This window comes from Cloacibacterium sp. Arc13, assembly GCF_041431305.1.
Lineage (GTDB): Bacteria > Bacteroidota > Bacteroidia > Flavobacteriales > Weeksellaceae > Cloacibacterium > Cloacibacterium caeni_B.
The window spans coordinates 98,607-119,617 of record NZ_JASMRM010000002.1 but is presented as its reverse complement, the minus strand read 5'-3'; the positions used below and the strand labels follow the sequence as shown (position 1 = coordinate 119,617).

Sequence of the window (21,011 nt, the reverse complement as noted above, 5' to 3'; positions counted from 1 at the left end):
ATATTAAAATTTTATTTTTTAACATTTTATTATCATTTATTTAGTATATATTTGCATCATAATTAACCGACTAAAATTTTTAAAATTATGTCATACACAATTGTAGGGCTCTTCGGAAGCCAAGATCAAGCAAAAGCAGTTTCTGAAAGTTTAGAAAAAAAAGGTTTCAAAGACTCTGATTACATTGTTTACCTTACCCAAAGTAAGCCAGTAGAAAAATCTTTTTGGAGCAAACTTTTTACTAATGACATAGACCAAGAAGCTACTGCTGTAGATTCTTTGATTACTAGTGTGGCGATTAATAATGATACTGAATTACAATTAGCAAAAGACGCTTTCAGAGAAAACAAAGTAGTCAATACTTATGAATTACCCGAAGTAGATTTTGCAGAAGCAGTAGATTTAGATTACATTAAAAAAGTAGTTGCCCTAAAAGCAAAAGCGCTTATTTACGCAATGCCAGAAATTAAAACTTCTAGCTCAGAGATGAGCACAGGAATAAATTCTGAAGTAAGTTCAAACACATAATTCTTCATATCAAATTAATTTTTTCATACGAAGCCCGAAATTTATTTTCGGGTTTTCTTTTTAGGAATTACAGTAAAGCTTTTATTTTAAAGCTTTTTTTTTGTATTTTCGTGATAATTAAAGAGGTTCAAAGATGGTTTATGATTTAGAAAAAGAAAATAAAGAAATTCAGTATCGCTATAAAGATTTAATCTCTAATACATACAGAACTCTTGATGAAGAACAGAATAAACTCATCAGGAAAGCATTTGATATTGCTTTAGACGCTCACAAAGACCAAAGAAGAAAAACGGGCGAACCTTACATCTATCACCCTATCGAAGTGGCAAAAATTGTTGCCAATGAAATAGGTTTAGGAGCCACTTCTATCGCTTGTGCATTACTTCATGACGTGATTGAAGATTCTGAATATACTTATGAAGACATCAAGAAAATTTTTGGTCAAAAAATAGCAGATATTGTTAATGGATTGACAAAAATTTCGGTGATGAACCATCAAAACATTTCGGTTCAGTCTGAAAATTACAGAAAATTACTTCTTACGCTTTCAGAAGATTTCCGCGTAATTCTCATCAAAATTGCAGACAGATTGCACAATATGAGAACTCTTGAAAGCATGAGAGATGACAAACAAAAGAAAATTGCCTCTGAAACGGTTTACATTTACGCTCCTCTTGCTCATAGACTAGGACTTTATAACATAAAATCAGAACTTGAAGATTTATCTTTAAAATACAACAATCCAGATGTTTATTATGATATTGCTAATAAATTAGAACTCGCCAAAGATAATCGTGAAAAATATGTAGAAGAATTTAAAAAAGAAGTTTCGGAGCAACTAAAAGAAGAGCATCTCAATTTTACCATCAAAGGACGAGCAAAAGCCATCAGTTCTATTTATAGAAAAATGCTGAAGCAAAACGTACCTTTCGAAGAGGTTTTTGATAATTACGCGATTAGAATTATTTATAAATCAGACGCTAAAAACGAAAAATTCATCGCTTGGAAAATCTATTCCATCGTTACCGATTTATACCACAGCAATCCACAAAGAATGCGCGACTGGATTACAAATCCTCGTTCTACAGGTTACGAAAGTTTACATTTAACCGTTTTAGGTCCTGACAAAAAATGGATTGAAGTTCAAATTCGTTCAGAAAGAATGGACGAAATCGCTGAAAAAGGTGTTGCAGCGCATTATAAATACAAAGAAGGTTTCAAACAAAACAGCGACGATAGAAACTTTGAAAAGTGGGTTTCTCAGATTAGAGAAGTCATAGAACAACAACAAAACCTTTCCACTACAGAACTTTTGGATAATATTAAACTTAATCTTTATTCCAAAGAAGTTTTTGTTTTCACGCCAAAAGGAGAAATTAAAATTTTACCAGTGGGTTCTACCGCTTTAGATTTTGCATTTTCAGTTCACACCGATTTAGGAATGAAATGTTTAGGTGCAAAAATCAACGGAAAACTGGTTCCTATTTCTTACGTTTTACAAAACGGCGACCAAATAGACATTCTTTCTTCTCAAAATCAAAAACCAAAGCAAGATTGGCTAGATATTGTTATCACTTCTAAAGCAAAATCTAGAATTAAAGCCGCGCTTAACTCCGAAAAGAACGGACAAGTTGCAGAAGGAAAAGAAATTTTCCAAAGAAAATTAAGACATGCAAAACTTACCTTTTCAGAAGAAGAAGTAAATAATATTCAGAAATTTTTCAATCATAAAACCTCTCAAGATTTATTTCTAAAATTCTATGATGGCACTTATGATACCACAGATTTAAAAAAATATGCCGATTCTAAAAGTGCTCTGAAAAATTTCTTCCAGAGATTTAGAAAATCACCCAACATCAATACTGCTTACGAAGAAAGTCCAACCACAGACTTAGACTTAATCGTTTTCGGAAAAGATGAAGAAAAACTGAATTACAGCTTTGCCAAATGTTGTACCGTAATTCCAGGTGATAAAATTTTTGGATTTATCACGATTTCAGACGGAATTAAAGTTCATAATGACAATTGTCCGAACGCGATTAACCTTAGAGCAAATTACGATTATAGAGTAATGCCTGCAAAATGGGTTAATGAACAACGTTACAGCAGCAGAGTAAGAATAGAAATCGAAGGAATTGACAGAAAAGGATTGGTAAACGACATTACTGAAGTGATAAGTAATGCCATGAATATTGACATGAAAAGTATTTCTATCGAAAGTAATGACGGTATTTTCTTAGGAACCATCACGCTAGAAGTTAAAAACAAAAGCCAACTAGAAGAAACACTAAAACAACTCAGAAATGTACTGAGTGTAACCCAAGTAAAAAGACTATAAATATGCTGATTACCAATTATTTTAGAAAATTTTTCCAAATAGCACAATCTTCAGGAAATTTATTGATTATCTGTGTCATCGTTTCATTGATGATTGCTAACTCTAGTTTAGGAGATGATTTTCAAAATCTATTAGATTATCCAATTGGACCTTATTCTACAAGTCTTTGGATTAATGATGGTTTAATGGCAATTTTCTTTTTATTGGTAGGTTTAGAAATTAAACGTGAACTCTTAGAAGGAGAACTTTCTAGCCTTAAAAATGCGTCTCTTCCTATTTTTGCAGCGATTGGCGGAATGGTTGTTCCTGCATTAATTTTCATATTTTTTAATTACGGAACAGAATACCAAAATGGATGGGGAATTCCTATGGCAACAGATATTGCCTTTTCTCTCGCTATTATTTCTATGCTTGGGAAAAGAGTTCCCGCTTCTGTTAAAATTTTCCTTACTGCTCTAGCAATTGTTGATGATTTAGGAGCAATTGTTGTGATTGCAATTTTCTACACAGAGAAATTAGAAATCACTTATTTAGCTTTGAGTGGCGCAGTGTTATTGCTTTTAATTCTTTTGAATTTTTTCAAAGTTAAAAAACATATTTTCTACATCATTCCAGGATTATTTTTATGGCATTTTATGCATCACAGTGGCATTCATGCTACTATTGCAGGGGTTTTATTGGCATTTACCATTCCTACAAATGAAAGCACTACAGAAATCTCGCCTTTAGAAAAATTAGAAGAAAAATTACACTTACCCGTTAATTATTTCATCATGCCGATTTTCGCATTAGCGAATACTAATATTCAGTTTAAAAGCGGAATGATAGAAGGATTATTTAGCAATTTCGGCTACGGAATTATTCTAGGTTTAGTTCTAGGAAAGGTAGTAGGAATCAATCTATTTTCCTTCATTGCCATCAAATTAAAGCTAAGCGATTTACCTAAAAAAAGCAATTGGTCTCAAATGATTGGTGCAGGTTTATTGGCAGGAATTGGTTTTACCATGTCTATTTTCATCGCGTTGCTTTCTTACAAAGGACACACCGAAATACAAGACGAAGCCAAATTTGCCATTCTTGTAGCTTCTGCAATTTCTGGATTTTCTGGTTATTTTTTATTGAAACTTTTAGCTAAAAAGAAAATTTCGGTTTCCGATTATAAAGAAAATATTTAAGCATAAAAAAAGGGTTTCTAAAATTTAGAAACCCTTTTTTATTTTAAGGTTTACCTCTTTCGTATTGTGGAGGGAAGAAACTTAATTCATTATTTTCCCAAGAGCTTTTTGCTACAAAATATGGATTTCTCAGAAGTTCTCTTGCTAACAAAATTACATCCGCTTCATCTTTTTGCAGAATTTCTTCGGCTTGAGTTGCATTGGTAATCAAACCTACTGCACCAGTTTTCACTTCTGCTTCTTGTTTGATTTGATGAGAAAAAGGGACTTGATAACCAGAAAAAACATTGATTTTAGCACCAGAAATATTTCCACCGCTAGAAACATCAATTAAATCTACACCTCTTTCTTTTAAGATTTTAGAAAGCACAACAGAATTCTCTACATCCCAACCGTTTTCAGCGTATTCTGTTGCAGAAATTCTCACAAACAAAGGAACATTTTCGTTGAGAACTTCATTTACAGCCTCTACGATTTCTAGTAAAATTCTCGCTCTGTTCTCTAAACTTCCACCATATTCATCTGTTCTCACATTGCTTAGAGGAGATAAAAACTGAGAAATTAAATAACCATGTGCAGCATGAATTTCAATCACATCAAAACCTGCTTTCACACTTCTTACTGCAGCTTCTTTAAAAGCGTTTACCAATTCTGAAATTTCAGATTTTGTTAAAGCATGAGGTGTTCTTTCACCTTCTAGATAAGGAATTTCTGAAGGCGCAACCGTAATCCATCCGTTTTCTTCCAAAGAAGTTTGTTTACCATTCCAAGTAGAAGCTTTTCTACCAGCGTGACCTAATTGAATCCCAATTTTGGTTTCTGTATTTTGATGGATGAATTCTACGATTTTTTTCCATGCTTCAGCTTGTTCATCATTCCAAATTCCTGCACATTTATCCGTAATTCTACCTTCTGGAACTACACCAGTAGCTTCTGCAATGATTAATCCTACTCCACCAAAAGCGCGAGTGGCATAATGCACCAAATGAAAATCATTTACTACGCCATTTTCTGCAGAATACATACACATAGGCGCCATGACTATTCTGTTTTTTATTTCTAAATTTCTAAACTTAATTGGGGTAAAAAGTTTCATATTTATAAAATTAATTTGAGCCCAAATTTATCATTTTTACGCAGAAAATCACGATTAATTCTTTGGTTTCACAAAATTTTTGTAATTTTACTCTCCGATTTTTTTAAAATGGAAAAAGAATTAAGAATTAAATTTTCTCAAATAGAAAGAAACGAACTTTCAGACATAGAGAAAACCCTTCATGAAGCAGCTATCAATGCTAGAAAAAACGCTTATGCTCCCTATTCTCATTTCAATGTAGGTTGCGCTGTTCTTCTGGAAAACGGAGAAATTGTTACCGGTAACAACCAAGAAAACGCAGCTTATCCTTCTGGTTTATGTGCAGAAAGAGTCACAGTTTTTAATATTGGCGCCAATTATCCGAACGTAAAAATTAAAAGACTATACGTTATTGGTGGACCTTCTAGAGAAGAGACTTTTACTACTGCTACTCCACCTTGTGGTGCATGCAGACAGAGTTTACTAGAATATGAAACGAAGCAAAATGAGCCGATAGAAATTTATTTCTCTGGAATTGATGGGGCGGTTTATAAATGTGATTCGATTAAAGATTTACTTCCGTTCTCGTTTGATGCTTCTTTTTTATAAAATCTAAATAGAAAACCTTAGGGTTTTCTATTTTTTTTGAAATATATAGACCAAAAATTTTCACAATTTCTGGTTTAAATGTACATTTGCAATGCTTTTGGTTTCCGATGTTTGTCGGAATTAAAATGGGAATTCGGTGAAAATCCGAAACTGTCCCCGCAACTGTAAATCGTGCTTCGGTGAAAATCGAAGGAATTTTTTGCAAAAAAAGCCATTATCTTATTTGAAAAGATGAGAAGGTGCAAAAAATGCGAAAGTCAGGAGACCTGCCAAAAACATTCATTATCAATACTTTCGGAGGAAAAGTAGAGAAATCCTGTAAAAAACGCAGTTCTTCTGTGGTTTTTCTTTATTTCTTTTCCAGAAAGTTATTGATAGCAGTCATTAACTTTAAAATTTAACAATGAAGAAAAACTTAATCTTCGCAGGAATGCTCTTTGTGACGGGAATTTCACAATTGTCAGCTCAAGAAAAAGAAGAAAAATTAATTCCAGAAGTGAGCATCGCAGCAAAAGCTAAACAACAACTTCACAAAACAGGTAAAAATGTACAACTCCTTACTTCTAAAGATTTAGAAAAATTCAAAGGACAAAACGCGGCAGAAATTCTTAACCAAGTCTCTGGTTATCAAATCACTGGAAACTTCAACAATGGTCCAGAACCGAAATCTCTAAAAATTAGAGGTGGAAAACTAGCCAACGTATTAATTCTAGTAGATGGAATTCCGTTAAAAGACGTTACCGGAAATGATTATACCGCTACAGACCTTAGACTTTTTGCTTCAGAAAATATAGAATCTATAGAAATTCTGAATGGAGCATCTTCGGTTTTATATGGTTCTAATGCTACCGTTTCTGTGATTAATATTAAAACTAAAAAATCTTCGCAACAAGCTTTAGAAGGAAGAATTGGAGCAAGAATTGGCAGTTTCGGAACTTTCGGGCAAAATTTGAGCGCTCAAGGAAAAATCAATCAATGGAATTATCAATTTTCTGGTTCTAATGAAAAATCAGACGGAATTTCGGCAGCTCTTGGAGAAAATTTCGATAAAGATGGTTTTGAAAAGCAAAATGCAAATGCTACTGTAGGTTACAGCACTCAAAATTTCAATGTAACTGTAAACGCTGGTTATCAACATCATTATTATGATTTTGACAATGGTACTTTTGAAGATGGAAAATACAAAGGCAATGACACCCAAAAATTCAGCGGACTCAATGCTCAATATTCATACGACAAAGGAAATATCACGTTTAATTCTAGAATTTCAGCGAATGAAAGAATCGTGAGAAACATAAATAATAATAACTATCAAGACCAATACAGCTATCAAGGTCAAAATATTTTTGCTGAATTGTACAATCAGACTCAATTTTCAGAAAATATTAATTTAGTAGCGGGAATTCAGTATGAAACTCAGAATTTAGGTTCTAAATCATTACCTTGGGGCGGAACTTCCATGCAAAATGTATTGACTCTTGGCGAAACTGAAATCAGTAATTTTGATGTTTTTGCCAATGCAAATTTAGCATATCAAATTTTTCATTTGGATTTAGGAGCACGATTGAACAATCATTCTAAATATGACAATCACTTTGTTTACAGTGTAAATCCATTTATTTTAACAGATTTAGATGACAAATTCTTAAAAATAGGCTATTCTTATGCTACTGCATTTATCGCACCTACTCTTTATCAATCTTATGGTTCACTGCCTTATGTTTTGCCAAATTTTGATTTAAAACCAGAAACCAATGCTTCGCATGAGTTGGATTTCAGTTTTGGAAAGAAAGACAGAACTTTTGTGGTAAATGCAAGTGTTTTCAGCAGAAAAGAAAAAGATGTTTTCGTGTATAACATTGTAGATTTCAACACTTATGCTGGGAAATTTTTAAACGTAGACAGCAATAAAGTAAAAGGTGTAGAATTAGGAGTTCAATATCATTTCAATGAAAAAGTAAATGTAGGTGGTAATTTCTCTTTCGCTGAAAAAGACAATCCTGCAACAAGATTGCGTTCGCCAAAACAAAGAGCAAATGCTTTTTTAGAAATTTTACCGATTAAAAATAACAGAATCAATATTTCTTATCAATTTACCTCAAAAAGAAATGATGCGTACTATGATAGCAGTAATTTTAGCACAAAAAACGTAGAATTAGAAGCGTTTCATTTGTTTAAGCTGAATATCAATCAGAAAATCACCAAATCTCTTGATACTTACTTAAACGTAGGAAACGTATTGAATACCAGTTATACAGATGTCATCGGTTTTACCACAAAACCTAGAAATATAACTTTAGGAGTAGAATATAAATTTTAAGGATTAAATTTTTATTCCACTTGTGTTTCGAGCTTCAGCAATTTATTTGCTGAAGTTTTTTTTTATGATTTTTTCTCAGAATCTAATTTGATGGTATGTTCAGAACTTGCTTCGGGTAAATTTTCGATTTCTTGGTGATATTCTTCTACTTCGTGTTTCATTTCATCTGCCAAAATTTTCTCAATTCTGAGTTTTCTGATGGCAATATTCAATTCATTTCCTAGAAGAAGTAAAATCACATTTAAATTCACCCAAACCATTAATAAAATAATCGAACCAATAGAACCGTATAAAACATTATATCTGGCAAATTTACTTACATAAACTGCAAAGAAATACGTAGTAATCACAAATACTATAGTGGTAAAAAAAGCACCAGGAAGCGCTTGTCTAAATCTGGCAATCTTGGCTGTTCCTACCCAATAAAACAATGCCAACAACAAGAAATAAAACAATGGAAAGGAAACAAAACCAATGATTTTAGATAAATTATCTACAAACCAAGAAATATCATATTGTGGCGTAAAAAGTTTGAGAACCACCTCAGAATAATACACTCCGAAAAGCGCTAAAAAGATAATCGCAATAAAACCAATCGTGATGAAAAAAGACAAAATATATTCATAAACATCGGTTCGTTTTTCTTCGGTGTGGTCATTAAATCCATCAATGAGAGAAAAAGTTCCGTTGGTTGCAAAAATCAAAGCAAAAATAATGGTAAAATTACTGATGCTCTTCATATTCGGAACAATACTTTTGGTAATGTAATTCGTAACATCTGCATGCATGTGTGCAGGAAAAACATTATGCATCAATACTTCAAAAATATAAAACTGAAGCTTATCATAATGCGGTAAATAAGGCAAAATGGAAAGCAAAAACAATAAAAACGGGAATAAACTCAAAAAGAAACTCCAAGAAATGGCAGAAGCTTTCGCGATTAAACGGTTTTTAAAAACTCCTCTTACATAAATATCAAACATTTCCCAAAGAGAAATGCCTAACATGGGCAAATGTATGCCATCTAAAAAACGATGAATTTTTCTAAGGAAAGTAGGAAGTTTCAAAATCGTTATTTTATATTTGTACAAAGATAAGGAATGAAAATTAATTTACTCTGCATAGGCAAAACTGACGATAAAGAAATTAAAAATCTCATCAATTACTATCTTACAAGGCTTCCTAGACATTGGAATTTCGAAATTACAGAAATTCCTGATGTTAAAAATGCTAGAAATCTCACGCCTGATTTGCTTAAAAAAGAAGAAGCTAAATTATTTCTCAATCAAATAGAAAACACCGATTTAGTGGTACTTTTGGACGAAAAAGGAAAACAATTTACCAGCAGAGAGTTTGCTCAAAAATTAGATTCTTATCAAAACAATTCTATCAAAAAAATCTGTTTTTTAGTGGGTGGAGCTTATGGTTTTTCAGAAGAAATGTATCAAAGAGCAAATGAAAAAATCTCTATTTCTAAAATGACTTTCACGCATCAGATGATTCGATTATTCTTTGTAGAACAGATTTACCGAGCAGACCAAATCCTACAAGGAAAACCGTATCATAATGACTGATGAGTTACGATTTGGGATTTTAGATTTAAGATTTAGAAATTATGAGTCTAGAGTTGTAACTTCTGATTTTCTGATGACTTTTTTTGCTAAAATTCCAAAGAATAAAGCCAGAAGAATTCCCATGATTGCACCTACTATGATATCTCCAGGAAAATGCATTCCGAGATATACTCTACTGTATGCAACAATAGCTGCCCAAACAAATAGAAAGTAAGGCAATTGCTTTATTTTTTTGCCTAAAAGCATGGTAAGATAAGTCGCTACAAAAAAAGAATTAGACGAGTGCGCAGAATAAAACCCGAACTTACCACCACATTTTACTTCTCTCAATAAACCTTCTAATGATGGATCATGACAAGGTCTTAATCGCTCAAAACCAAATTTAAAAATATTGGCGATTTGGTCAGAAGCTGTAATTCCTAATGCTACAAAAAGCAATATGTAGAACAATGACTTTTTATTGAAATTTTTATACAGAAAATATAAAAAAATTACGTAAAGTGGAATCCAGAACCATTTTTCTGAAACCAAAATCCAGAACGGATCAAAAGTAGAACTTCCTAAATTATTCAGGAAAATCATGGCTTGTTTGTCTTCTAAAATAATTTCTTCCATTATCTTGAAACGGGGCCTTGATATTCGTCGCTCAATTTATTGATTTCTTCTTTAGATTCTTGAATCAATTCATCAGAAGATTTCCCTTCGATTTGTTTTCTTAAATCTAATTCTTGTTTAATTTTTTCGGTAGGATCGTATTCTTGAGCTGCTTTTTTTACTTTTTCTATTTCACGCTTTATTTCCGAGACTGGATTATCTGTTTCCTTCATGATTTCCGATTTTACATCTTCCATCGCATCTTTCATTTTACGCACTCCTTGTCCCAATCCTCTTGCAATTTCAGGGATTTTATTAGGCCCAAATAAAACGACGATTACCAAAGCAATCATCAGCATTTCTCCAAAACTTAGTTCCATTCTGCAAATTTAAATTATTAATTAATAATTATTTACTTTTTTCTGTGAAAAACGTAATAAACAAAATAAGCACTCACTGCCATTAACACAAATCCTAAGAAAAAAGGCGCTCCAGAAAACTGAAATGGTAGTTTTAATTCTAAGGTTAAAAGTTTAATTTTAGCATCTGGATGAGTGAAAAAATAGAAAATCTGAGTCATCAATAACGGCCCAATAATAGACGTAATACTGATGACACTTGTTAAAGCACCTTGCAAATCACCTTGTTCTTTCGGTGAAACTTTTGATGAAATGACGGATTGTAAAGCTGGCCCAGCAATTCCACCTAAACAATAAATGGCTAAAATAGCGTACATCATCCATTCTTTTTGAGCGAATGCAAAAAGCAACATTCCGGTACAGTAAAACATAATTCCGTATAAAATACTTCTTTCGCTACCCAATTTAGGATGAACTTTTCTAATTAAAAAACCTTGAACAAAAGCGGTAAAAGCTCCCATTACTCCAAGAGAAATCCCTACTGTTTTTTCGTCCCAAGCAAATTTGTACATCGTAAAATATGCCCAATTGGTTTGTACCGCATGACTCGCCAAATACACCAAAAACCAAGCAATGAAAAGTTTTAAAATTTCAGGATGTGTTCTTACTTTTAATAATGAACCCACTGGATTAGCTCTTTTCCATTCAAAAGGTCTTCTGTGCTCTTTTCCTAAACTTTCTGGCAATATAAAATATCCGTAAGCAAAATTTACCAAACATAAAACAGCGGCTGCATAAAATGGTACTCTAGAACCAAATTGTCCTAATAATCCACCAATTACAGGACCAATGATAAATCCTAAACCAAAAGCAGCACCTATCATTCCAAAGTTTTTAGAACGATTGCTGTCATCTGAAATATCTGCAATATAAGCTGAAGCGGTAGTGATACTTGCACCCGTAATTCCAGAAAAAATACGACCTACAAACAGCCAAAAAATAGTTGGCGCCCAAGCTTGAATAAAAAAGTTAATAGAAAATCCTAAAAGTGAAAATAAAATAACCGGTCTTCTACCATACTTGTCACTTAAATTACCTAAAACTGGCGCAAAAAGAAATTGCATGAAAGCATATAAAAAACTAAGCCACCCCCCATATTTAGAAGCTTCGCTTAAGTCTCCATTAATCAATTCTTCTATTAATTTAGGCACAACTGGGATTACAATTCCCCAACCTGTAATATCAATGATTAAGGTGATAAATATAAACCAAATCGCAGCTGTTTTATTCGAATTTTTCATACAGAAAGCGAAGATACATCTTTTTCGATTTTCTAGAAATTTTTTAACTTTTACATATCAATTTATCTTACAAAAAAAGCGCTCTTTCGAGCGCTTCTTATTATTTTTCTGTGGTTGTTCTTTCGTGTGGAGCTTCTTCTTTTCCTGTTTTTAGGAAATCGTATGCAATTGCTGATGCAATGAATACGGAAGAATAAGTTCCGAAGAAAATACCTAAGAATAATGCGAACATAAATCCTTTTAAGTTATCTCCTCCGAAGAAGAAAATTGCCATAATTACCAATAATACAGTAAATGATGTATTAAAGGTTCTACCTAGTGTACTAGAAATAGAGTCATCAAACAATCCCGCTAGAGTAAGAGATTTCTTCTCTCTCAAGTATTCTCTAATTCTGTCGAATACAATTACGGTATCATTTATCGAGTAACCGAGTACTGTAAGAATCGCAGCGATAAAGTCTTGGTTAATCTCCATGTTGAATGGCATGATATTTTTAAAGAATGAGAATACCCCAAGAATGATAATTGCATCGTGAGCTAATGCTGCTACCGCACCTAATGAGAATTGCCATTTGTTAAATCTAAATAAGATATAAATAAAAATTCCTAATAACGATGCTAATACTGCATAAGTACCACCTGTTTGAATATCATCTGCTACTGTAGGTCCTACTTTAGAAGAAGAAACAATTCCTAATTCAGCACCATGAGCATCTTTGAAATCTGCTAATGTAGTATTTGGAGATAAGAAAGGTTTTAAACCTTCAAATAATTTTTTCTCAATATCTTGGTCAGCTTCGATGGATTCATCATCAATTTTATAGTCAGTTGTAATTTTTAATTGGTTTGCATTACCAAAAGTTTTAACATCTACTGCTTGAGATTCACCATTTAAAACGAATAATTTAGCAAGAGATTCGTGAGCTTTAGTAGCTTCTACATCTTTATCAAATCTTACTACATAACTTCTACCACCTTTGAAGTCTACCCCAGTTTTGAAACCATAATTGAAAATGGAGAATAAACTCGCAATAGTAAGAATTGTAGAAAAGATGTAAGCAAATTTTCTTTTACCAATAAAATCAATCCAAACATTTCTGAACCAGTTTTTAGTAATTGGAGTCCAAACAGAAAGTCCTTTTCCTTTATTTAATCTATGGAAAATCATTACTCTAGATAACAATACAGAAGTAAAGAAAGTCATGATAAGACCAATACCTGTAGTTACCGCAAAACCTTTAATAGGTCCTGTTCCGAAGATAAATAATACTAATGCTGTTAGCAATGAAGTAAGGTGACCATCTATAATTGCAGAAAGTGCATGTTTGAAACCGTCTGTATATGCTTGTTTAATAGATTTACCTGCAAATAATTCTTCTTTCGTTCTTTCGTAGATGATTACGTTTGTGTCTACCGCAATTGCCATGGTTAATACAATACCAGCAATACCAGGAAGCGTAAGTGTAGCATTGATAGAATCCATAATTCCGAAAAGGTAGAATAGGTTAAATATCATTGCTATAATCGCATAAACACCAGCACCACCATAGTAGAAAATAATATATACTACAATAATTAGGAATGCAATAAAGAAAGACCAAAGTCCTGCAGAAATAGATTCTTGACCAAGAGAAGGTCCTACTACATCAGCCTGAACAACTTTAGCAGAAGCTGGCAATTTACCTGCGCTTAATACGTCTGTAAGGTCTTTAGCTTCTTCTTGAGTAAAACTTCCAGAAATCTGAGATCTACCAGAAGGAATCGGCTCATTTACATTTGGAGCCGTGTAAACAATGTTATCTAAAGTTACTGCAACTGGTTTTCCTACGTTTTTCTCAGTAAGTGTTTTCCAGTCTCTAGTACCTTCAGTATCCATCTGCATGTCTACTACAATTCTACCAAGATTATCATAGTTAATTCTAGCAGTTTCTACCGCACCATCTACTGGAGCTTTTTGATTGATATTTCCTCTGATAGCGTAAAGTACTAAATTATCTGGATCAGCAGCATCTGGTTTATAAGCCCACATGAATTTGGTAAATTTAAGATTTGCTGGTCTCAGTTTTATTGCAATTTCGCTATTCAGAATTTTGTTCATTGCTGAAGTATCAGAAAGCTTGATATTACCTACACCAGCTTGTCTCAATGTATTCAGCTGAAGCATGTTGATAAGATTAGTGTTTTTAGCAACACCAAGAGAATCTGCTTTTGCTGGAACAATTTTAGAAAGTGTTTCTAGATAAGGAGCAACTTCGTTGATTTGTTGTACTTCCCAGAACTGCAATTTAGCAGAAGTAGAAAGCATTTTTTTCACTTTGTCTTTATCTTTAATACCTGGCATCTCTACCGCAATTCTACCAGTACCAGGAACACGTTGTACGTTTGGTTGTACCGCTCCCATTTTATCAATTCTGGTTCTAATTACTTCGAAGGCAGTTCCTACAGAAGCATCAATTTTACTTCTAATAATAGATTTTACTTGGTCATCTGTAGTATTGAATTTAATTTGACCACTTAATTTTTGAGTTCCAAAAACTTCTGGGCTAGCCAATTTAAGACCAGCTTTTTTCTCTTGATTAACTAAGTCAAACTGAGTGAAAAAATCTTCAATATAAGGTTTTGTAGACTGTTTCTGAACTTTGTCAGCTCTGTCTAGCGCTTCTATAACGATAGGATTAGTAGAATAATTGGTTAAATCATTTACTAAATCTCTTTGGTTAATTTCTAATAGAACGTTAATACCACCTTTTAAGTCCAAACCAAGCTTCATTTCTTTCTGCTTAGCTTCAGGATAGTTCAGCTGAGTGAATCCTAAATGGATGGTATCTTTAGAAAGACGCGCAATTTCTTTATTATATTTTGCTTCGTCTTCACCAGCAATAGCTTTGGCTTCGTTTTCTATTTTACTTGCATACCAAGTTGGCAACAACTCGTTGATACAAATAAGCCCAAGAACAATCGCTACAATCGTAATAAGTCCTTTTCCTTGCATTGTTTATAGTTTACAACATTTAAAATTATAGTCGGCAAATATAATGATTATCAGTTGAAATAAAAATTTTGTTTACATGATTTTAATAAATATTGAAATAAAAAATAATGCTATTAATTTTTTTCAATATTGTTTAAGAACTTTCAATTATTCGTTTTAGTATTAATAATGATTTACAGATTGTAAAATAATAAATTAAATATTTAATTATTTAAAATAAATTTTATAAATATCTAGTGAAATTATTAAAAAAAAAGTATTCATTTCTGAATACTTTTGCAATTATATTAAACTTTATTAAAATAAATCTTCATTAATTAATTGAGCTCCATTTGATATAGCTAAATCTTTTAGAATTTCACCATAAGATTCTGCAACTCCTGAATAAACATAAAACTTAATAACTTCAGAATTACCTGTAATAGAATCAGAACTTTTAACATTAAACACATAGTATTTTTTGTTTTCACCATATACATTATAAGATATGCTCTTAATTTTAGACCAATTAATAAGAATAGAATTAGTAGATTTTAAATAGTATTTTTTTATTCCAACATCATCATATAATAATCTCAATTTATTTTCCCCTTCAAAAATATCAATAGATCTGGAGTTTAACCATTCTAGCATATCTTTTTTTTCGCTGCTCAATGACGTAACCATTTCATTACCTTTTAAATTAACAATATGCGAAAAAGCTTTTTTGAAACGATCTCTTATTTCAATTGTCTGGAAATTCATTTTAATATACAAAGGCAAACCTTCATGAATATATGATGAAACAATATACAAAGCCGGAGACTCATTAGTTTCACTGATTCTAAAATCATTAATAGTATCAAAACCAATAGAAGTATAACCACCATTTGAGTTATCAATCCTAATTTTAGTAAATGAAAAAAGAATTGTATTAGTCGAATTTTTTGGAAGATGATAACTTTCTACAGAAATCACATCACTTTTTTTAGTATTTAACCAATCAATAGTCTCTTCTAGAGTTTGCGCATTGATAAAAGTGTAAAACAATACCAATAAAAAGGAAAAAATTAACTTCATACAAATAATTTTATCAAATATAACAAAAAAATTTTAGTTATAAATCTCTAAAATTTTAACGAAAAAAAATTATTTATTGAAAGTTAAACCGTCATCGAAAACAATCTGGTTTCTGGCATTTTTCTCATCATTCTTAAATCAAAAGCCATCGCAACATTTCTGGTGAAAACTCTTCCTTTTTCGGTAATTTTCACAGTATTTCCTGAAATTTCTACCAAACCATCTTCTTGCATTTCTTGTAGCTTTTTCAATGCTTCTGGTAATTCTTCAAAAGAATTTTCTGGTGTAAAAGTGGTTTCTAACTGACACATTAAATTCAAAATATGTCTTCTTAATTTTAAATCTTCTTCATTTAAAATATGTCCTTTCACCACAGGAATAATTCCCTCTTCTACTCTTTTTTGATATTCTTCTACCGATTTTTCGTTTTGAGCAAAAGCATACCAAGAATCCGAAATCGCAGACATACCTAAACCGACCATCAATTGAGTATTACTTGAAGTATATCCCATGAAATTTCGGTGGAGTTTTTTATGAATTAAAGATTGGTACAAATCATCTTTTTCGAGTGAAAAATGGTCCATTCCTACTTCTATATAACCCAATTCTTCTAACAGCTTTTTGCCATTTTCGTAGAGTTTACGTTTTTCTTCACCACTTGGCAAATCATTTTCGTCAAAACCACGTTGACCAACTCCTTTTATCCACGGAACGTGAGCGTAAGAATAAAATGCCAGTCTATCTGGTTTTAATTCCAAAGTTTTTCTGATGGTAAATTCCATTGCATCCCAAGTTTGGTGCGGTAAGCCAAAAACCAAGTCGTGAGAAACACTCTTATAACCAATTTCTCTAGCCCATTCTGTAACGTTTTTCACATTTTCGAAAGGCTGAATTCTATTGATGGCTTTTTGAACTTTTTGATCATAATCTTGCACCCCGAAACTACATCTTCTAAAGCCTAAATCATACAAAGTTTGCAAATGTACTTTTGTAGTATTGTTTGGGTGACCTTCAAAAGAAAATTCAGGATTTTCGGCAATTTCTACGGTGCTAAAAATTCCTTCTAGTAAAATTCTCAAATTTTCTGGTGAGAAAAAGGTAGGAGTTCCACCACCGAGATGCAATTCTTTAAGTTTTGGTTTTTCTTCAAAAAGATTAAGATAAAGATTCCACTCTTTTAAAACACTTTCTAAATAAGGTGTTTCTACAGAATGTTGTTTAGTTATGCGTTTATGACAAGCACAAAAAGTACACAATTGCTCACAAAAAGGAAGGTGAATGTAAATAGAAATTCCTTCTTGAGCATTACTCTCGTTGAAAGACTGAATAACAGTTTTCTGCCATTGTTCGGAAGTAAAACCATCATTATCCCAGTAAGGAACGGTAGGATAAGAAGTATATCTAGGTCCCGGAATATTATATTTATCGATTAAAGAATTCATTTTTTGGAAATTTTAAATTCTAAATTTTAGATTTTAGATTTTGATTTGCAAAAATAAGGTTTATTTAGTTATTTCTAACAGACAACTTAGATAAGGTTTATTAATTTTATGAATATCTTCTGTGAAAATCTGTGAAATCTGTATGAAACTATTTAAAAATTGCTTTTAAAATTCTATTTTTTCCTGCAAAAACGAGACTGTTTTCATCTATCCATTCGCAAACGTAAAGATTTTTTTCTTGTGAAATCGTTTTCCAAGTTTTTCCATAATCGCTAGAAAATTCTATATTCTGGTCTCCCACTGCAATAATGTCTTTTCCTTTAGATTTCGGACGAATTTTAACACATGTTTTATATCCACCATTTTTTCCAGAAGCTTGAATTCGCCAGGTTTCGCCACCGTCTGAAGTTGTAGCGATATTGTTAACATTATCTGATTGTTGGGTATAATCACCGCCTACTGCAATCCCGAATTTCTCATCATAAAAATCAATAGAATAAATTCCTGTAGACGATTTCCCGTTGACAAAAGGCGTATTGTAAACATTCCAAAAATAAGGTTTATCCCAATTGAATTTAAAAATTCTAGAAACCGTTCCTCCTGTTGCAATCCAAACGGTATTTCCTTTCATTGCAATATTGGTATTGCTCGCTGCAAAATGTGCTTCTCCTTCTTGATATTTCGGCATAATTCCGCCGTCGTTTTTATAACTTTTGCTCGAAATAATTCTAAAATGAGGTTTTCCTTCTTTTCTTGGGTCACTAATCGCCAATCCCCTTCCCTTTTCATCAAACATAAAAGCGTCATAAAATGCAGTTTTTATGGTATCGGTAAAAACTTCTTCTGCCGTAAAAGTACTTTTCGTAATTTTATAAAAAGTAGCAGGACTTTCGATGTTTACAGTGTAAAACAAATCGTCTGTTTGTGCCAATGTCCTGAATTGAAGATTTGCATCTGATAATTTCATTTGCTTTCTAATCGTTGGTTCTTTCAAATGAATATACCCAAATTTAGAATCTGTAGCAGCGTAATACACTTTATTTTGCCAAATCTGAATTGCTCTTACACTCATGTTATAATTATCTGCTAAAACCGAGAATTCTAGACTTTGAGCCATTATAAAAGCATGAGCCAACAAACAAAAGGCTAATATTATTCTTTTCATTTTTACTTTTTTACAAAAATAAAAAATCCCACCAAAAAGTGGGATTTAATTTGTTAATCTTTATTATCAATATCGATTTCTATTTCTTCTAAAGGTTCTTGTTCCGCTTTGAAAGTTTCACCGAAACCACCATTTTGAAGTTTAGAATTTTTTCTACTGTATAAGAAGTAAATCACAAAACCAAACAACAACCAAATAGCTGAGTACGTTTGTGCTTCTATACTTAAATTAATAATCAAATAAATATTAATTAAAATTCCTAAAGTTGCAATTACTGGCAATGCAGGAACTCTAAAATTTCTTTGAAGATTAGGTTGTTTTACTCTCAATACCCAAACCGCAACACAAACCATCGTAAACGCGAAAAGCGTCCCGAAACTTGTCATGTGTGCCAAATCATTAATAGGTGTAAAAGCTGCAACTACAGAAATAACCCCACCTAGAATCATTAAATTTTTACTTGGAACACCTGTTTCTGCATTTACTTTAGAGAAAGTTTTAGGAATTAAACCGTCTTTAGACATTCCTAAGAAAATTCTAGATTGTCCCATAATCATTACCATCAACACAGAAATAAGACCTACTGTAGCAGCAATCGTGATGATGTATCCTGCCCAAGCTTGACCAGCAATATCAAACGCATAAGCTACTGGAGCTTTAATTGCATCTGGATATTTTCCTAGTGGATTGAAATCTGAATAATGCATCATCCCTGTTAAAACCAATGAAACTAAAATATACAATAAAGTACAAATTAATAACGAAGCGATAATAGCAAATGGTACATCTTTTTTAGGATTAATCGCTTCACCAGCTTGTGTAGAAACCGCATCAAAACCTACATAAGCAAAGAAAATGGCAGAAGCTCCCGCAATAATTCCGGCATAACCATAAGCACTGTGCGAAACTCCGTTTTCAGTAATCACCGTTGGCTCTGGAATAAAAGGTGTCCAGTTAGCTGGATCAATGAAAAATGCTCCTGCTACAATTACGAAAATAATCGCAGCTACTTTTAGCATTACAATAAAATTATTTGCTTTAGCAGCACCTTTGGTTCCTCTCAATAAGATAGAAATTACTATTAAAACAATGAAAAACGCTGGTAAATTCATAGAAAAACCTGAGTTTCCTGCTGCTAAATATGTTTGAGGATCGGTAGTTAACCAAGCTGGAAGATGCAAGCCAAACATTTTGAGTAATTTCCCAAAATATCCTGACCAAGAAACCGCCACCGTCATAGAACCCATTGCGTATTCTAGTATCAATCCCCATCCAATAATCCACGCAAAAATCTCTCCTACTGTTCCATAAGCATAAGCATAAGCAGAACCTTCTACGGGTAGAATCGATGCAAATTCTGCGTAACACAGTGCTGCAAATACACAAGCAATCCCCGCTATTACGAAAGAAAGTGCAAGAGCTGGACCTGCATTATAATATGCACCAGTTCCTGTCAATACAAAGATACCACCACCAATAATGGCTCCAATTCCTATGGCTGTTAAACTCCATTTTCCGAGAACTCTCTTTAGCTGACTCTTTTTGATGTCTGCCTCATAAGCTTCCATCGGCTTTTTAATCCAAATATTCGACATATTAAATCAATTTTTTACATTTTAGAATTCACGAAAATATAAATTTTTTAGAAGTATTAAGAAGTTTTATTCAATTTTTTAACAGAGATGGTAGATTTCCGCAAATAATAGCTTTGAAAGATTATCATTTTTTTATTTATTTTTTTGCGAATCTTTAAATTTTTAATTCCGCACTTATTTTCTAAACGAAATCTTTATCTTTGAAACAATGAATTTGTACGAACTTTTTCTCAAGCCTTACGAAACCTACACCAATTTTCAGATTTTTCTGGAAGCAACGGCAGCTATTTTCGGGTTGCTGAGTGTTTATTTTTCTATCAAAAAAAATATCTGGGTTTATCCTACAGGTATTATTTCTACGGCTCTTTATGTGTATATCCTCTTTAATTTTGGACTTTTAGGAGACGCTATGATTAATGTTTATTATACGATTATGAGCATTTATGGCTGGATTCTTTGGTCGGCGAGTTCAGAAGATAACATCCACGTAGAAGTTTCGTGGGCAAACTTCAAACAATGGATTTTTGCCTCAGTTTTATTTATCTTCAGTTTAGGATTGGTTACCCTTGTTTATTATTACAAACCTGCAATTGACAATCATTTCTCTACCGAAAATGTAAATTTAGGTTTGCATCATCTCGATTGGGCAAATTGGTTAGATGTCTTCACCACTTCTATATTTTTAGTAGGAATGTGGCTCATGGCAAAAAGAAAAATAGAAAACTGGATTTTTTGGATGATTGGGGATTTTATTTGCATTCCGATGATGCTCTACAAAGGATTAGGAATTACTTCGGTGCAATATTTGGTTTTTACGGCAATGGCTTATTTAGGATATTTAGAATGGAAAAAATCAATCAAAAAAATGTAAAAATTCTAATAATC

17 protein-coding genes and 1 riboswitch are annotated in these 21,011 nt (G+C 32.4%); of the genes, 7 read left to right on the top strand and 10 right to left on the bottom strand.

The features are described from left to right. Positions 1-87: 87 nt before the first annotated feature. The 3 genes from QO190_RS02455 (at position 88) to nhaA (ending at position 4,041) form a co-directional block, all read left to right on the top strand. Positions 88-528, top strand: a complete 441-nt coding sequence (locus QO190_RS02455; RefSeq protein ID WP_371461315.1) for a hypothetical protein — start codon at positions 88-90, stop codon at positions 526-528. 133 nt (positions 529-661) lie between these two features. Then, on the top strand, positions 662-2,866 hold the full coding sequence (locus QO190_RS02450; RefSeq protein WP_371461316.1) for a bifunctional (p)ppGpp synthetase/guanosine-3',5'-bis(diphosphate) 3'-pyrophosphohydrolase: 2,205 nt from the start codon (positions 662-664) through the stop codon (positions 2,864-2,866). Between the two features lie 2 nt (positions 2,867-2,868). Next, complete coding sequence (nhaA, locus tag QO190_RS02445) at positions 2,869-4,041, top strand: Na+/H+ antiporter NhaA (RefSeq protein ID WP_371461317.1); 1,173 nt, start codon at positions 2,869-2,871, stop codon at positions 4,039-4,041. Positions 4,042-4,084: 43 nt separating this feature from the next. Here the strand turns inward: nhaA and namA are convergent, their stop codons facing one another. After that, complete coding sequence (gene namA / locus QO190_RS02440) at positions 4,085-5,137, bottom strand: NADPH dehydrogenase NamA (protein ID WP_371461318.1); 1,053 nt, start codon at positions 5,135-5,137, stop codon at positions 4,085-4,087. Positions 5,138-5,245: 108 nt separating this feature from the next. Here namA and cdd point away from each other — a divergent pair, with 108 nt between their 5' ends. Beyond that, positions 5,246-5,725, top strand: coding sequence for a cytidine deaminase (gene cdd / locus QO190_RS02435; protein WP_371461319.1), 480 nt, complete (start codon positions 5,246-5,248; stop codon positions 5,723-5,725). A gap of 81 nt (positions 5,726-5,806) precedes the next feature. Next, positions 5,807-6,014, top strand: a riboswitch (cobalamin riboswitch). Positions 6,015-6,128: 114 nt separating this feature from the next. After that, positions 6,129-8,045 (top strand): TonB-dependent receptor, encoded by a 1,917-nt coding sequence (locus tag QO190_RS02430; protein WP_371461320.1) that lies wholly within the window; start codon positions 6,129-6,131, stop codon positions 8,043-8,045. Positions 8,046-8,107: 62 nt separating this feature from the next. Here the strand turns inward: QO190_RS02430 and QO190_RS02425 are convergent, their stop codons facing one another. Next, entirely contained in the window at positions 8,108-9,052 is a 945-nt protein-coding gene (locus QO190_RS02425) for a YihY/virulence factor BrkB family protein (protein ID WP_371461432.1), read from the bottom strand. 93 nt (positions 9,053-9,145) lie between these two features. Here QO190_RS02425 and rlmH point away from each other — a divergent pair, with 93 nt between their 5' ends. Next, on the top strand, positions 9,146-9,619 hold the full coding sequence (gene rlmH, locus QO190_RS02420; protein ID WP_371461321.1) for a 23S rRNA (pseudouridine(1915)-N(3))-methyltransferase RlmH: 474 nt from the start codon (positions 9,146-9,148) through the stop codon (positions 9,617-9,619). Positions 9,620-9,658: 39 nt separating this feature from the next. Here the strand turns inward: rlmH and QO190_RS02415 are convergent, their stop codons facing one another. From QO190_RS02415 to QO190_RS02380, 8 genes are all read right to left on the bottom strand, one after another. After that, positions 9,659-10,234: a phosphatase PAP2 family protein gene (locus QO190_RS02415; RefSeq protein WP_371461322.1), complete on the bottom strand. Its 576-nt coding sequence runs from the start codon at positions 10,232-10,234 to the stop codon at positions 9,659-9,661. Next, the gene (locus QO190_RS02410) at positions 10,234-10,593 is read right to left on the bottom strand and encodes a twin-arginine translocase TatA/TatE family subunit (RefSeq protein WP_069798325.1); all 360 of its coding nucleotides are present in this window, start codon (positions 10,591-10,593) and stop codon (positions 10,234-10,236) included. The genes QO190_RS02415 and QO190_RS02410 overlap by 1 nt, the downstream gene beginning before the upstream one ends. A 32-nt stretch (positions 10,594-10,625) precedes the next feature. Then, positions 10,626-11,873 carry a TCR/Tet family MFS transporter gene (locus QO190_RS02405; protein ID WP_371461324.1) on the bottom strand — a complete coding sequence of 416 codons (1,248 nt, stop codon included), beginning with the start codon at positions 11,871-11,873 and terminating at the stop codon, positions 10,626-10,628. Positions 11,874-11,973: 100 nt separating this feature from the next. Continuing rightward, positions 11,974-14,865 carry a protein translocase subunit SecD gene (gene secD, locus QO190_RS02400; protein ID WP_371461325.1) on the bottom strand — a complete coding sequence of 964 codons (2,892 nt, stop codon included), beginning with the start codon at positions 14,863-14,865 and terminating at the stop codon, positions 11,974-11,976. Between the two features lie 297 nt (positions 14,866-15,162). Next, a complete protein-coding gene (locus tag QO190_RS02395) occupies positions 15,163-15,924 on the bottom strand; it encodes a hypothetical protein (RefSeq protein ID WP_371461326.1) in 762 nt (253 codons plus the stop codon). A gap of 83 nt (positions 15,925-16,007) precedes the next feature. Next, complete coding sequence (gene hemN, locus QO190_RS02390) at positions 16,008-17,366, bottom strand: oxygen-independent coproporphyrinogen III oxidase (protein WP_371461327.1); 1,359 nt, start codon at positions 17,364-17,366, stop codon at positions 16,008-16,010. Between the two features lie 148 nt (positions 17,367-17,514). Beyond that, positions 17,515-18,531: a WD40/YVTN/BNR-like repeat-containing protein gene (locus tag QO190_RS02385; RefSeq protein ID WP_371461328.1), complete on the bottom strand. Its 1,017-nt coding sequence runs from the start codon at positions 18,529-18,531 to the stop codon at positions 17,515-17,517. Between the two features lie 53 nt (positions 18,532-18,584). Further along, positions 18,585-20,126, bottom strand: coding sequence for an APC family permease (locus QO190_RS02380; RefSeq protein WP_260204504.1), 1,542 nt, complete (start codon positions 20,124-20,126; stop codon positions 18,585-18,587). A gap of 208 nt (positions 20,127-20,334) precedes the next feature. Here QO190_RS02380 and pnuC point away from each other — a divergent pair, with 208 nt between their 5' ends. After that, positions 20,335-20,997 (top strand): nicotinamide riboside transporter PnuC, encoded by a 663-nt coding sequence (gene pnuC, locus QO190_RS02375; protein WP_371461329.1) that lies wholly within the window; start codon positions 20,335-20,337, stop codon positions 20,995-20,997. Positions 20,998-21,011 lie beyond the last annotated feature (14 nt).